The 13034-nt window shown below is 62.6% G+C and carries 12 protein-coding genes; 10 read left to right on the top strand and 2 right to left on the bottom strand.

Annotated features, from left to right (window positions below):
* Positions 1-8 precede the first annotated feature (8 nt).
* The 5 genes from AC6H4Z_RS10260 to AC6H4Z_RS10240 all read left to right on the top strand — a co-directional run bounded on the left by AC6H4Z_RS10260 (position 9) and on the right by AC6H4Z_RS10240 (position 5014).
* Complete coding sequence (locus tag AC6H4Z_RS10260) at positions 9-1205, top strand: aminotransferase class I/II-fold pyridoxal phosphate-dependent enzyme (RefSeq protein WP_497546653.1); 1197 nt, start codon at positions 9-11, stop codon at positions 1203-1205.
* Positions 1206-1215: 10 nt separating this feature from the next.
* Positions 1216-2181, top strand: a complete 966-nt coding sequence (locus tag AC6H4Z_RS10255) for an NAD-dependent epimerase/dehydratase family protein (protein ID WP_497546652.1) — start codon at positions 1216-1218, stop codon at positions 2179-2181.
* Positions 2182-2210: 29 nt separating this feature from the next.
* On the top strand, positions 2211-3125 hold the full coding sequence (locus AC6H4Z_RS10250; RefSeq protein ID WP_497546651.1) for an AraC family transcriptional regulator: 915 nt from the start codon (positions 2211-2213) through the stop codon (positions 3123-3125).
* A 109-nt stretch (positions 3126-3234) separates the two neighbouring features.
* Positions 3235-4044, top strand: a complete 810-nt coding sequence (locus AC6H4Z_RS10245; RefSeq protein WP_497546650.1) for a hypothetical protein — start codon at positions 3235-3237, stop codon at positions 4042-4044.
* Between the two features lie 19 nt (positions 4045-4063).
* Positions 4064-5014, top strand: coding sequence for a sigma-70 family RNA polymerase sigma factor (locus AC6H4Z_RS10240; protein ID WP_497546649.1), 951 nt, complete (start codon positions 4064-4066; stop codon positions 5012-5014).
* On the opposite strand, the gene AC6H4Z_RS10235 is transcribed toward AC6H4Z_RS10240, so the two are convergent.
* The gene (locus AC6H4Z_RS10235; RefSeq protein ID WP_497546648.1) at positions 4978-5859 is read right to left on the bottom strand and encodes a cation diffusion facilitator family transporter; all 882 of its coding nucleotides are present in this window, start codon (positions 5857-5859) and stop codon (positions 4978-4980) included. The genes AC6H4Z_RS10240 and AC6H4Z_RS10235 overlap by 37 nt on opposite strands.
* A 217-nt stretch (positions 5860-6076) precedes the next feature.
* On the opposite strand from AC6H4Z_RS10235, the gene AC6H4Z_RS10230 reads away from it, so the two are divergent.
* From AC6H4Z_RS10230 to AC6H4Z_RS10210, 5 genes are all read left to right on the top strand, one after another.
* A complete protein-coding gene (locus AC6H4Z_RS10230) occupies positions 6077-6355 on the top strand; it encodes a metal/formaldehyde-sensitive transcriptional repressor (protein WP_497546647.1) in 279 nt (92 codons plus the stop codon).
* A 66-nt stretch (positions 6356-6421) separates the two neighbouring features.
* A complete protein-coding gene (locus AC6H4Z_RS10225; protein WP_497546646.1) occupies positions 6422-7114 on the top strand; it encodes a GntR family transcriptional regulator in 693 nt (230 codons plus the stop codon).
* A 54-nt stretch (positions 7115-7168) separates the two neighbouring features.
* Positions 7169-9676: an ABC transporter permease gene (locus tag AC6H4Z_RS10220; RefSeq protein WP_497546645.1), complete on the top strand. Its 2508-nt coding sequence runs from the start codon at positions 7169-7171 to the stop codon at positions 9674-9676.
* Between the two features lie 182 nt (positions 9677-9858).
* Positions 9859-10554, top strand: a complete 696-nt coding sequence (locus tag AC6H4Z_RS10215; protein ID WP_497546644.1) for a response regulator — start codon at positions 9859-9861, stop codon at positions 10552-10554.
* Positions 10547-11692, top strand: a complete 1146-nt coding sequence (locus AC6H4Z_RS10210; RefSeq protein ID WP_497546643.1) for a sensor histidine kinase — start codon at positions 10547-10549, stop codon at positions 11690-11692. The genes AC6H4Z_RS10215 and AC6H4Z_RS10210 overlap by 8 nt, the downstream gene beginning before the upstream one ends.
* Here the strand turns inward: AC6H4Z_RS10210 and AC6H4Z_RS10205 are convergent.
* Positions 11689-12927 (bottom strand): TolC family protein, encoded by a 1239-nt coding sequence (locus AC6H4Z_RS10205; RefSeq protein WP_497546642.1) that lies wholly within the window; start codon positions 12925-12927, stop codon positions 11689-11691. The two genes, AC6H4Z_RS10210 and AC6H4Z_RS10205, sit on opposite strands and share 4 nt — an antisense overlap.
* Positions 12928-13034 lie beyond the last annotated feature (107 nt).

Raw genomic sequence — 13034 nt, 5'->3', positions numbered from 1 at the left:
TTCACATAATGCATGACTTGAAGGAGGTTGGCGCTTGGTTGGCGTCACGCGGCACACATCGCGATGACCTCACGCCAACCACGCTGCCTGATCCGACGTTCGAGAGCGACGGACGCACGCTCGTTTCGTTCAGCACGAACAACTACCTCGCGCTGGCCACGAGCAGCCGGATGAAGGCGAGTGCGCGTGAAGCGCTCGATCGCTACGGTGTCGGCAATTGTGAGTCGCGACTCCTCGGTGGCAATCTCGAGCTCTACGATCGGCTCGAAGCACGCCTTGCCGCCGTAAAGCGCAAGGAGGCGGCGCTCGTCTTCGCGACTGGGTACCTCACCAACCTGAGCGTGTTGCCGACGCTGGTGAAGACGGCGAACCTCGCCCGCGCGTTCGGCTATTCACCAACAACCAATCGGAAGCACGCCTTCTTCACCGACGAGTTCAATCACCTGAGCATTCGCGAAGGGATCAGGGCGTCGGGCGCGCCGTCGTTCGCGTTCAAGCACCTCGACATGAACGACCTCGAGGACAAGCTCCGCGGCTCGCCGGCACAGATCAAGATCATCGTCACGGACGGCGTGTTCAGCCAACACGGCGACATCGTTCCCCTCCCCGACATGATGACGCTCGCGGAGCGATATGATGCCATGGTCTACATCGACGACGCGCACGGTACTGGCATACTCGGCGCCACCGGAGCCGGCACCACTGAGCATTTTGGCATCGAGAGTCCCCGCATCATTCATATGGGAACGCTCAGCAAGGCCTATGGATGCATCGGCGGGTTTGTCGCGACGGAAGCGTACATCGCTCAGATCCTACGGTTTGGCTGCTCCGCGTTTGGCTTTACCTCGACGCTGCCTCCCGACCAGGCGGCGGCAGTTCTGGAAGCGATCGACATGGTCGTCGACGAGCCGGAACGACGTACACGACTGTGGGAAAACCAGCGCTACTTCGTATCGCGTCTCGCAGCGCGAGGACTCGTGCCGCTGACGACCGCCACGCCGATCGTGCCGGTGCACGTGGGCGACGAAGACGAGTGCGTGCGCATTGCCGGTGGTCTTCGCGCAGCAGGGTTTCACGTCGATGCCATCGTGTTCCCGGCGATCGCACTTGGCCAGAGTCGCCTCCGATTCATGCTCAACGCGCACCACACCCTTGAGCACATCGACGGCGTCGTCGACGCGCTAGCTCGGACGCTGCCGGCATGAGCCCAACGATGTGAGAATCCTCGTCACGGGCGGCAACGGATTCATGGGATCTGCGACGGTTCTGCGCCTCGTTGCGCACGGCCACCACGTCGTTTGCCTCCTCCGTGAAACCAGCAACACCGATCGCATCGCCGATCTTCCCTTCGAGCGCGCACTCGGCGACGTGCGCGACTTCGCGAGCGTACAGTCCGCCATGAGCGGCTGTGAGTGCGTCGTGCATCTCGCCGCTCCGGGCGAATGGGGAGATTCGGGTTCGGCCTTGTTGGCCGACGTCATCGAAGGCGGTACCGAGAACGTTCTCCGCGCCGCGGCGATGCACTCTGCTCGTGTGATCTACGTATCCAGCACGGCCGCGATCAATGCGTCGGATACGCCGCACGTCTTTGATGAGGACGCGGAATTCACTGTGCGCGATCCTGCACTGATGTACGCGCACGCCAAGCATCGCGCCGAGACGCTGGTACTCGAGGCGCATGGTCGCGGCGCGCATGCCGTGATCGTGAATCCGGCCGAGGTGTATGGTCCCGGCGACACCACGCTCGTCACAGCCGGCAATCTGATCGACTTCGCCCGATCGACCCCGGTGCTCGTCTGTGACGGGGGTACGGCGGTCGTGCACGTCGACGACGTCGCGGCGGGGATACTGGCCGCCCTCGAGCGCGGCCGTTCTGGCCAGCGCTACATACTCGCCGGCGACAATCTCACGATTCGCGAGCTCGCCGAACTTGTCATCGAAATCACGAAACGTCGCGTCCCAACCGTCCGCGTGCCGACGGCTGTTGTACGCGCGGTGGCGAGGCTGGCGATACGGCTGTCCGTTCCCGTTCCGTTCAACCCGCATGTAGTTCCGTTCGCCACTCGATACTGGTTTGTCAGCAACGCCAAGGCACGCCGCGAGCTCGGCGTGACCTTTCGCGGAGCTCGCGAGACCGTTAGATCGACGGTTGAGTGGTTGAGAGCGACACGCCGGCTATAACGCGAGCGGACATCTTCCAAAACGTGCGGATGCAAGACAGCCGTTCCGAATACGCGTCGCGAATGCATCGCGTGCTCGAGCACATCGATCGGCATCTCGACGAGCCGCTCGAGCTCGACGGCCTCGCGACTGTCGCGCACTTCTCCGCGTTCCATTTTCACCGGCTGTTCTCCGCCTGGATGGGCGAGACCCTCGGCGAGTATCTGCGGCGCCGCCGCCTCGAGATTGCGGCGATGCGCCTCGTGACCCAGCCGAGCACGCAGGTGCTGTCCGTGGCGCTCTCCGTCGGCTTCGGTTCTGCCGAGGCGTTCGCCCGGGCGTTCAAGACGCGTTTTGGAAGCAGTCCTAGCGCATGGCGCGCGCAAGAACGCACGCAGCGCAAGCTCGATCAGGTGAATAGCAATCTCGATCAAGAAACGATCGACAATCGATCCTATCGTGAAGCCTCACGCACTTCTGCAACGGAGGCTTTCATGAAAGTCACATTGATCGATCGCCAGCCCACCACAGTCGCATATCTCCGCCACATCGGCCCATACGGCGAGAACATCGGCGCATTCTGGCAGGACACCGTCGCGCCGTGGATGTTGACCAACGGCCTGATGGGACGGCCGCGCTACGGCATCAGCCACGACGATCCCGGGATCACCGCGCCGGACAAGTGCCGGTACGACGCGTGCGTCGACGTCGCTTCGGATTTTGCGGGCACTGGGCCGTTCCACATCAGCGTGATTCCTGGCGGGAAATACGCGTCGATGCGATTCAAAGGCACGACCGCGGATTTTGTCGCCGCGTGGAGCGCGCTGTTGCGCGACTGGCTCCCGGGAAGCGGCATGCAGCTCGATGCGCGCCCGATGTTCGAGTACTACGCCGTGGACTCCACGTACGATCCGGCAACGGGCGTACTGGGCTGCGAGCTGTGCATTCCGGTCACTCCGCTCTAACGACTGGTCCGTATCCTGTCGGCGTCGGCAGCCGTACTAGCAGAGCCCACGCGAACGAACATCGACAGGAGCTTGCGCGAGCAGGCGATAGAACGGAGGAGAAAGATCAGTGCCGACCACACGAACCACACGCGTACTCGCGCTCTGTCTGTTGGCGTTGCTGACAGCCGGAGCGCAAGGTCAGCAACCCGCTAAGCAAGCCAGCGCGATCGAACAGCTGCCGCGCGATCTGGAGATTCAGCTCGCGCTCAGCTCTTTGCCGGCGCATCTGAGGGACCAAGCGACTGTTTACGTGCTCAATCCTGCGAAAGGATTCGAAGTCGCCCGCTCGGGTACGAACGGCTTTCACGCGCTCGTCGCGCGCACCGGTGACGATGCGATGAGAGGGTCGTGGCCGCTGACACAATATCCCGACAACATTCTCTACCCTATTTCATGGGACCAAGCCGGCGCTAAGGCGCAGCTCCGCGTCTTCCTGGACATCGCGGAGATGCAAGCGAAAGGAGTGGCTCCTCAAGAAGCAAAGCGGATCGTACAGCACCGATTCAAAACGAACACGTATCGAGCGCCGGAACGCGCTGGTGTCTCGTACATGTTGTCTCCGATTCTCCGCACATACCTGAATCCCGAGTTGGACGCTGCTGTGGCCACGAGCAACATTCCTCACGTCATGCATTACGCGCCGAATGTGTCCAATGAAAACGTCGGAGGGGCAATCCCTACGCCCGACGCATTGCGCTACTACAGTCAGCACGGTCGCTGGGAAGCCAGTCCATCGCCCTTCGTGATCATGCCCGGCCCACACGCGTACCACATTCAGTTTCTCGGCGTGACCGAAACCGCGGCACTCACGACGGAATACGAAGAGATGCTCGGCAGGCTGTGCAAGATCAAAGAGACATGGTGTTTGCCCAAATAGCCGGTAGCGGGCTCTCTCAATGACGATAGACAACGACCAGAATCTGCGGATGCACGGTGCTGCTGACGCACGTTATCTCGCGTTCCTGGCGACCATCTCCGCGCTTCGACCGAGTCTGCACCGGTACTGCGCCCGCATGACGGGTTCGGCAATGGATGGCGAGGACGTGGTGCAGGAGGCGCTGTTCGAAGCCTACCGAAAACTGGACAAGTTCGACGAGAGCCGTCCGCTCAAGCCGTGGCTGTTCCGTATCGCGCACAATCGCTGCATCGACTTCCTGCGAAGCAGAGGCGTTCGGGACGAAGCGTCGATGGCTGCGGCTCTGCCGGATGTCGCCTCGCCAGCCGAACTCCCGGTGGTTGGCGTCAGCAAAGCGATTGAGCACCTCGTCGGCATTCTGCCTCCAAGAGAACGCGCATCGATTCTCTTGAAGGATGTGTTGGACTACTCGCTCGAGGAGATTGCGGACCTCACGGGTTCGACCGTTGGCGCCGTCAAGGCAGCGCTCAGCCGCGCCCGAACCAAGCTTGCGACGGCTTCTCCACCGGCGCAGTCGACTCGTACCGCGAGCCCAGAGTTGAAACAGGTCATGCAACTCTACGTCGATCGGTTCAACCGCCGTGATTGGAATGGCGTGCGGGATCTCGTCAGCGCCGACGCACGACTCAATGTGCTCGACCGATTTGCTGGGAAGCTGTCGGACGCGTCGTACTTTCCGAACTACGAGCGATGGCCGTGGCCGTGGAACCTTGCCCTGGGCGAATTGGACGGTGAATCGGTAGTTCTGATTCTCAAAAGTCAGGCAGATGCGTGGATTCCCTACTCAACGGTCCGTCTTGATGTCATCAGTCACCGCATCGAACGCATCGTGGATTACATCCACTGTCCGTGGGTGATCGACGTCGGCACCGCAGCGATCGATGCGAGGAACGATCACACGGTACCCGGCACGGCTAGCTCGCAGGGATGATTCGCCGATCCACGCTCTAGCTGCAACGTGGCGTGTACGATGCCGTAGCGCGAACGAAGCTGGTGACAGGCCGCGTGAATGAGAGCGTCGTCGTTTTCACCACCCGGCCGCACAAGATGGGCGGTCAGCGCAACCTCGGTGGTGCTCATCGCCCAGATGTGCAGATCGTGCACCTCGACGACGCCGTCGAGGTTGCGGAGCATCCGCTCCACCGCGACGTGATCGACACCTGGCGGGACAGCGTCAAGTGCGAGATTTAGAGAATCCTTAGCGAGCCCCCAGCTCGCCCAGAGGATGAGCCCGACGAGGAGGAGACTGACAGCAGGATCGAGCCACAGCCAACCCGTGACTCCGATCAGCAGTCCCGCTACGACGACTCCGGCCGACGCGGCCGCGTCCCCCATCATGTGCAAGAAGGCGCCGCGCAGATTGATGTCATGTTCCCGGCCGCGCATGAAGCCGAGCGCCGTTCCGACGTTGATCACGATGCCGATCGCGGCGACCAGCATCACGGTGCCGCTCGCAACAGGTTCCGGGTGTCGCAGTCGCGTGATCGCCTCCATCGTGATGGCGCCGACAGCGATGAGCAGAAATCCAGCATTCGCGATCGCCGCCAGAATCGAAAACCGTCGCAGACCGTAGGTGCGCCGAGGGGTTGGGCCGCGCCGCGCCAAGACACTTCCCGCCCACGCGAGGACCAGACCGAGTACGTCGCCGAGATTGTGGCCGGCGTCCGCGGTCAGTGCGAGCGAGTGAGCCCGCACGCCGTACACCACTTCGGCGACCACGAACGCGACGTTGAGGGCTACTCCGATCGCGAACGCTCGGTCGAAGCTGGACGGCACATGATGATGGTGGTGCGCATGCCCGGGTCCGTGCGAATGACCGTGTGAATGCGAATGCGCGTGATCGTGGTCGTGCGCGTGAGAGTGAGCGTGCGAGTGCGTCATCGTTGATTGGAAAAAGGCTGGTGCCGCACCGGCTCTGCCGTGAAAGGACGCAGGAGTCTATACTATAGGGGAGTATAGTTAGAGCATCCCGCGACTTCCACCCTGCCCCGCCATGCCACACACCGTTCGCGATCAGACGAAGCTGATGAACCGCGTGAAGCGGATCAAAGGCCAGCTCAACGGGATCGAGAAATCACTCGAGCGTGAAGGCGACTGTGGAGCCGTCCTTCAGCAACTCGCTGCCTGTCGCGGCGCACTCAATGGATTGATGGCCGAGATTCTCGAGGATCACGTGCGCTATCACGTCATCGATCCAGACACCGCGCCCGATTCCGAGCAGGCCGAAGCCGCCGAACAACTCATCGATTTGATGCGCGCGTACCTGCGCTGAGCAGCTTCGGACCTACCTCCAGCCCGGATGCTTGCGCACGCGTATTTCGAGGATTATAGATAATCTATGACTGACAAATCGTCGCCTCCGACGCCTGCCGCTGACATCGACCAGTCTCTCTCGGGTCGCATCGCACAGGCGCTGGCCGATCGGATCATGATGGGCCAGCTCGCGCCGGGTTCGCGTTTGATGCAGGACCATCTCGCCACCGAGTTCGGGGCCAGCCACGTGCCCGTTCGCGAAGCGTTCCGGAAGCTCGAAGCTCAGGGTCTCGTCGTCAGCAAACCGCGCTGCGGCGTAAGCGTGTCGCTGCTCGATCCCGGAATGGTCCTCGAAGTCACAGAGATGCGCGCCGCCCTCGAGAGCCTCGCGCTTCACCACTCCCTGCCCCATCTGACCGCTGGGGACCTGGATGCTGCGCGCAGCGCACTCGTCGCAGGCGAGGCCAGCGACCAGATCGCGGATTGGGAAGCGGCGAATCGGCGCTTTCATCTCGCGCTCACCGTCCCCTGCGGAATGCCGCGTCTCATCGCGTCGATCAGCGATCTGCATCGGAGCGACGCGCGCTTTCTGTTCGCGACGTGGCAACAGCTCGACTGGCAGCCACGCTCAGATACCGAACACTGGGGAATTCTCGACGCCGTTACACGCCGCAACGGAGCAGAGGCGCGCGCGTTGTTGGAGGCTCATATCCGCGCGGCCGGCGCCGCGTTGGTCGAGCGCCTCCGCAGTAGCGCTAACGCTGTCGACGCGGCCTGAGCGCTCCGCCGCTCAGCATCCCCTCACGCACCATCCCCGCCTGGAGATTGTCCGATGATCGAGGATCTGCTCTCCGACTTACGGTACGCGGTTCGCGTGCTGCTGCGCTCTCCAGGGTTCTCGTTCATCGCCATCGCCACCATGGCGCTGGGCATCGGAGCGACCGCCGCGATCTATAGCGTGATCGACGCCACGCTGTTGCACCCTTTGCCGTATCCACACCCCACCGAACTCGTTCACATCGAGGCCGACCTTCCTGGCGCGGGCGCACAGGACGTCGGCATCTCGGTCCCTGAGTGGAGGGACCTCGAGAGTTCTGGCATATTCGAATCCATATCGATTGCCGGCCACGGCGCAAACGTCAATCTCGTTGGCGGGGTGAAACCGGAGCGTCTCAGCTTCAAGGCTGTCACGCCGAATTACTTCGCGATCCTCGGGGTCGACGCGCAGCTGGGTCACACCTTCGATCCGCGCGATGCCACGCCCGGCTACAACCTGCAGGCCGTGATCAGCGACGGACTATGGAGGAGAGAGTTCGGAGCCGACCCGCACATCGTCGGCAAAGTTCTCAATCTCGACAACGACCCGTATCAGGTCATCGGCGTGATGCCGCGCGGCTTTCGCGACCAGGGCTCGACCAGCGACGAACAAGGTGTGGAGCTGTGGATGGGCGCGGGCTATTCCGGCCTGCCGTTCCCACGTCCGGAGCGCGGTGTTCGGCTGCGGCGAGCCGTCACCGCGCGCTTGAAGCCTGGGATCTCGGTTGCCACCGCGCGGGTGCGCCTCGAGGCATTGGTTGCATCACTGAAGAAGCAGTATCCGGCTAATTACCCGACGCAGACTGCGTGGACCGTACGTCTGATTCCGCTCAGCGATAGCGTCGTCGCCGGCGTTCGCCAATCACTCGTTCTGCTGTTCGGTGCCGTCGGATTGGTTCTTCTGATCAGTTGCGTAAACGTCGCCAATCTCCTGCTCGCGCGGGCCAGCGCGCGCGGTCGGGAGATCACAGTGCGCTTGGCGCTTGGAGCGCCGAGGACGCGTCTCATGCGCCAACTTCTGACCGAGATTCTGCTACTCTACCTGATTGGCGGCCTCGCTGGGTTTGCGATTCTCTTCTCCGCCCAGCACTTCCTGCTGCGACTTGTGCCTGACAGTCTCCCACACCTCAACGATATCGCGGTGGGATGGGGCGCACTCGGGTTTGCGGTGGCTCTCTCCGTCGCAGTCGGAACGATCTTCGGCCTTGGTCCCGCATGGCTCATGAGCCGATCTGATTTGATTGGCACGCTTCGCCAGGATTCACGCGGTTCAAAGGGTTCCAAGGAACGCTCACGCGCGCGCCAGATTCTCGTCATTAGTGAATTGGCATTGTCGCTGGTGCTCATGATCGCTGCGAGCCTTCTGCTGCGCAGCTTCTGGGACTTGTACAAGGTTCCGCCGGGTTTCAATCCCGACCGTGTGATGGCGATTCGAAGCTGGCTCCCGGGGCCGAACGATCCTGCGGCCGATATCTATCGGACCGCCACGCAGGAATCGGTATTGCTTCGCGAGATTCTTCGGCGCAGCCGAAGTCTCCCGGGCGTCGAAGAAGCAGCCATCGGCGACGCGGCAGCCCTGCCCCTCGGCCACAGCCGCGGCGACGTCAAGCCGATGGCTATGGTTCGCGAAGGTCTGGGGACGAAGGAGAACGAAGCACCCGTGATCGGCGGCTCCGTCGTTTCACCAGAATACTTCCACCTGTTAGGAATGCCGCTGTTGAGTGGACGCGTGGTCAGCGATCAGGACCTCGAGTCGACGCCCCAGGTTGCGGTGATCAATCAGGCTGCGGCGCGCGCCTACTGGCCGGGCGAGAATCCGGTTGGCAAACGCGTCCGTCTCAGCTCGGCGAGCGATGGGAACACGCGCGGGTCGGTCAATTCTGATTGGACGACGATCGTCGGCGTAGTTGGCGATGCCCGCACGGAGTCGTTGGTGAACGCCGTCACTCCGCAGATTTTCCGCAGCGTGTACCAGCATCCTTTCAAGGGTGTCACCATCCTTCTTCGTGGACACCTCGATCCGCGCGCCATTCCCGCACAGGTTCGCGAGCAAGTTGGGTTGGTGGATCCGACGTTGCCGGTGTTCCAGGTACAGACGCTGGACGATGTTGTCGCCGACTCACTTTCGATCCGGCGATTCTCGATGGAGATGGTGGCGTTCTTTGCAGCCACTGCGTTGCTCCTTGCCGGACTTGGCATCTACGGAACCATCTCGTTCGTTGTCAACGAACAGAGACGTGAGTTCGCCATTCGTCTCGCACTCGGAATCGAACGAGGCGATATCCTCACCATGGTTCTGCGCCAAGGATTGCGTCTCGCTGTGGCCGGCGCGGTGCTAGGTGTTGTCGGCGCACTCGTTGTCTCTCACCTCATGGCCGGATTGCTCTACGGCGTGTCGCCGACGGATCTCCCCACCTTCGCTGGCGTCACCGTCGCACTGACTGGAGTCGCGCTTGCTGCCAGTTATATCCCGGCGCAACGCGCGATGCGGCTCGACCCAATCACGATCCTCCGCTCGGAATAACAAGCCCGAGAGGGAGTGACCATCGAGCAACAACGGCCCGTCGAGAAGCACTCGACGGGCCGTTCTTCGTCACGGCTCGCGGCGAGACCAACAGGCACTAAGAAACGTTAGGGCTCGGCGTGTCATCTGCGCGTTGCGCCAATGATACACTTCGGACACACGCAGTAGCGCCTGAGATACCAATGGTACGATCGTCCCACCACATCCTCATCATCGACGACGAGGCGGAGATCCGCCGCGTGCTTTCGGAGGGCCTCGCAAGTTCCGGCGCACGCATCGCGGTTGCAGCTACGGGAGCCGAGGGCGTCGACTACGTCGCGACTCGCCATCCCGACCTCGTCGTTCTAGACCTCGGCCTTCCGGATCGGCCAGGCATCGACGTCTGCCGCGCGATTCGCGCATGGTGCTCGGCGAGAATCGTCGTGCTTTCGGCCAGGCATGCGGAGAGCGAAAAGATCTCTTTGTTCGAGGCGGGTGCGGACGACTACGTAAGCAAGCCCTTCAGTCTTGCCGAATTCGTCGCGCGAGTGCAGGCGCACCTGCGTCGTGCACAGACGACTGACCATCCGTCGCTGATCGAATGCGACGGACTTACGATCGACCTTCAACGCCGACGCGCGCGGCGCGATGACCGGTCGATCGCGCTCACGCCGATCGAGTGGTCGATCTTGCGCACGCTCGCGATCAACGCTGGACGGCCGGTCAGTCATCAACAGATCTTCGACAGCGTTTGGGGACGCGACTTCGGCAATCCGCAGCAGTATCTCCGCGTGTACGTGACGCACCTGCGCCGAAAGATCGAGCAAGCTCCCGCCACTCCACGGATCATCATCACGGAGCCAGGCGTGGGATATCGATTCGGAAACGGTGATGACTAGGACACGCACGACCGTGCGCTGGGGCCTCTGGCTTTCGGCGCTCGCGGTGATCACAGTTCTACTACGACAGGCACGCGGCGAGATCGATCAGGTGCATGTCGTTCTCACCTTCCTCCTCCTCGTGCTTGGCGGAAGCGCCAGCGCTGGTCGCCGACTTGGTTTCACGCTCGCGATCGGCGGCTTTCTCCTCATCGACTACTACTTCCAGCCGCCGTACGATCTGATGTCGGTCGGCAAGCCGCTCGACTGGGTTGTGTTACTCGCGTTTCTCGGCGTCGCGTTCGTTGCGACCGAGTTGCTCACCCGCGCTCGCGCCGAAGCCGAAACGGCGCGGCACCGTGCTGACGAGATTGCGGTACTGAGCGCCGAGCGTGTCAGACTTGCCGAGGAGGCGCAGGCTGCGCGCGATCTGCGAGAGGCCAATCGCGCGAAGGACGAGGTTCTCGCAACCGTGTCGCACGACCTCCGAACGCCCATCACGACGATCAAGCTACTCGCGCAACAGGCCAAGGCGCGCGGCGAACCAACAGCAATACCAATCGAGGAACAGACCGACCGACTCTCGCAGCTCGTGACGAACGTGCTCGAGCTGTCGCGCATTCGCGCGGGCGCAGTAGCGTTGGACGTTCAGCTCAACACGGTCGAAGATCTGCTTGGTGCCGCGATCAGGCGCGCCGAAGGAATCCGCGGCGGCCGAACGATTGTCCATCGTCTGGATCTCGACGCACCGGCGCTCGTCGGTCGCTTCGATCTCGTGCAGTCGCTACGCATCGTCGGAAATTTGATAGACAACGCGATACGGTATTCGGCCCCCGACGGTGTCATCGAACTCGAGGAGGCCGCGGAGGGAGGCGAGATCGTGGTTCGCGTAGCTGATCGCGGGACGGGAATTGTCTCCGCGGAAGCTACGCGAATCTTCGACGCGTTCTATCGGCCGAGGTCGGAGATTCCCGACGCTGGTCGCGCCGGGCTTGGTCTCTCGATTGCGCGCCAACTCGCCGAGCTTCAGGGTGGCAGTCTGTCGTACGAGCCGCGACCTGGCGGTGGAAGTGTGTTCATCCTGCGTCTGCCCGCCGCCAATGTGGCTCACTCGGACCTCGAAGCGAGCGATAGTCTCAACGCAGCAACGCAGGGCTAGGGTTCGACTCCCAAGACGTTGCGTCCCACCGCCGCATTGAGCGCATAGACGCTGATCCAGTAGTCGTGCAGTGCCGTGGCGTAATCGGTCCTCATGTCCTGCTCGGCCCGCAATGCATCGAGAACCTCGAGCTGCGACGCGGCTCCTCTCGTATACGCGTAGCGCGCTGCCTCGACGGACTGCGTCATCTTGTCGAGTACGCCGCCGCTGTAGCGCGCTGCGAGCTCTCGCTCGGTGCGAAACTCCGACAGGGCAATCGCCACGTCGCGTTCTACTTGCGCGGTCGAGCGTCGGTCGGCGGCCAACGCGGCATTCAGCCCTGCGCGCGCTTTGTCTCGCTCGCCGTCGTATCGGTTGAAGCTGGGAAGCTCGAACTGCAGACCGAACGAATAGTATGAGCCATTCTCGAACGGAGAATTGAACTGCCGAACGACGGCCACCTGTGGCGTTGGAACGAGCAGCGCGTGAGCGAGTCCTTCGGAGTTTCGGCTTTGGTCGATTCGCTGAGTGCTCGCCTGTCGGTCCGGCCTCGACGCGAGCGCGATCGCAACGAGTGAGTCGCTCGGCAGATCGATTCGGCGGAAGCTCAGCGTTCCTTCGGGCCGCGCTGACGTGTCGGCGTGCGCGATTCCCATGACGCCTTGGAGCGCGATACGACTCGTGTGCACATCGAGGCTAGCGCGCGCAAGGTCGGCGTCGGCCCGTGCCAGTTCCACTTCACTGCGCGACAGGTTGCGCCACGCCTCGTCGCCGGCGCGATACCGCGCCGAATCGGCGGCGAGCATTTGGACGACTGCCGCGTGCCGCTGTGCCGAAATCTCGCGGCGTTCCTCGGCAAGGAGCGCGTCGAAGAACGCTCGTGCAACGGCCAGCGTTACCTGTCGCACCGCGTCGCGGCGATCGAGCGCAGCAGCCGCGGTTGCGGATTCCGCGACACGCGTGCGATAACGACGCTGCGGGGTGACATCGAGCGGCATCGAAATCGAGTACTGGTACGGCGAGTTCGGCGTACCGGCGAGCGTTGGATTGGGAATCGCGCCGGCAATCCGCCGTTCAGCGCGCGCCGAGTCGACCGTCGCGCCGGCGATGAGCAGATCTGGGTTCTGCTGCAAGGCCGCTGCAAGCGCCTCGGAGAGTGTGATCCGTCGCGCGGTCTGCGCGGCGATTGACGTTCCGTGAACGAAACAGGCGCCAAGGAGAAGGCGCACCAGGCTTGAAAGAATGGGAGAACGCATGACTAGGAATACCGAGCGCGCCAACATCCATGCTGAGTCGCGCACCACTTTAGCGGAGTTTTAGTGTGCCTTTAGCGGAGTCTTAACGTTGGGGTGGTGTGTACGTG

Source organism: Leucogemmata humicola (assembly GCF_055379415.1).
The sequence above is the reverse complement of the archived record's forward strand: the minus strand, read 5'-3'. Positions and strand labels throughout refer to the sequence as shown.

Bases quoted from the DNA above. Each gene is read 5' to 3' on its own strand.
- AC6H4Z_RS10260 (WP_497546653.1), top strand. From the start codon at position 9: ATGCATGACTTGAAGGAGGTTGGCGCTTGGTTGGCGTCACGCGGCACA.
- AC6H4Z_RS10250 (WP_497546651.1), top strand. From the start codon at position 2,211: ATGCAAGACAGCCGTTCCGAATACGCGTCGCGAATGCATCGCGTGCTC.
- AC6H4Z_RS10240 (WP_497546649.1), top strand. From the start codon at position 4,064: ATGACGATAGACAACGACCAGAATCTGCGGATGCACGGTGCTGCTGAC.
- AC6H4Z_RS10230 (WP_497546647.1), top strand. From the start codon at position 6,077: ATGCCACACACCGTTCGCGATCAGACGAAGCTGATGAACCGCGTGAAG.
- AC6H4Z_RS10225 (WP_497546646.1), top strand. From the start codon at position 6,422: ATGACTGACAAATCGTCGCCTCCGACGCCTGCCGCTGACATCGACCAG.
- AC6H4Z_RS10220 (WP_497546645.1), top strand. From the start codon at position 7,169: ATGATCGAGGATCTGCTCTCCGACTTACGGTACGCGGTTCGCGTGCTG.
- AC6H4Z_RS10215 (WP_497546644.1), top strand. From the start codon at position 9,859: ATGGTACGATCGTCCCACCACATCCTCATCATCGACGACGAGGCGGAG.
- AC6H4Z_RS10210 (WP_497546643.1), top strand. From the start codon at position 10,547: ATGACTAGGACACGCACGACCGTGCGCTGGGGCCTCTGGCTTTCGGCG.
- AC6H4Z_RS10205 (WP_497546642.1), bottom strand. From the start codon at position 12,927: ATGCGTTCTCCCATTCTTTCAAGCCTGGTGCGCCTTCTCCTTGGCGCC.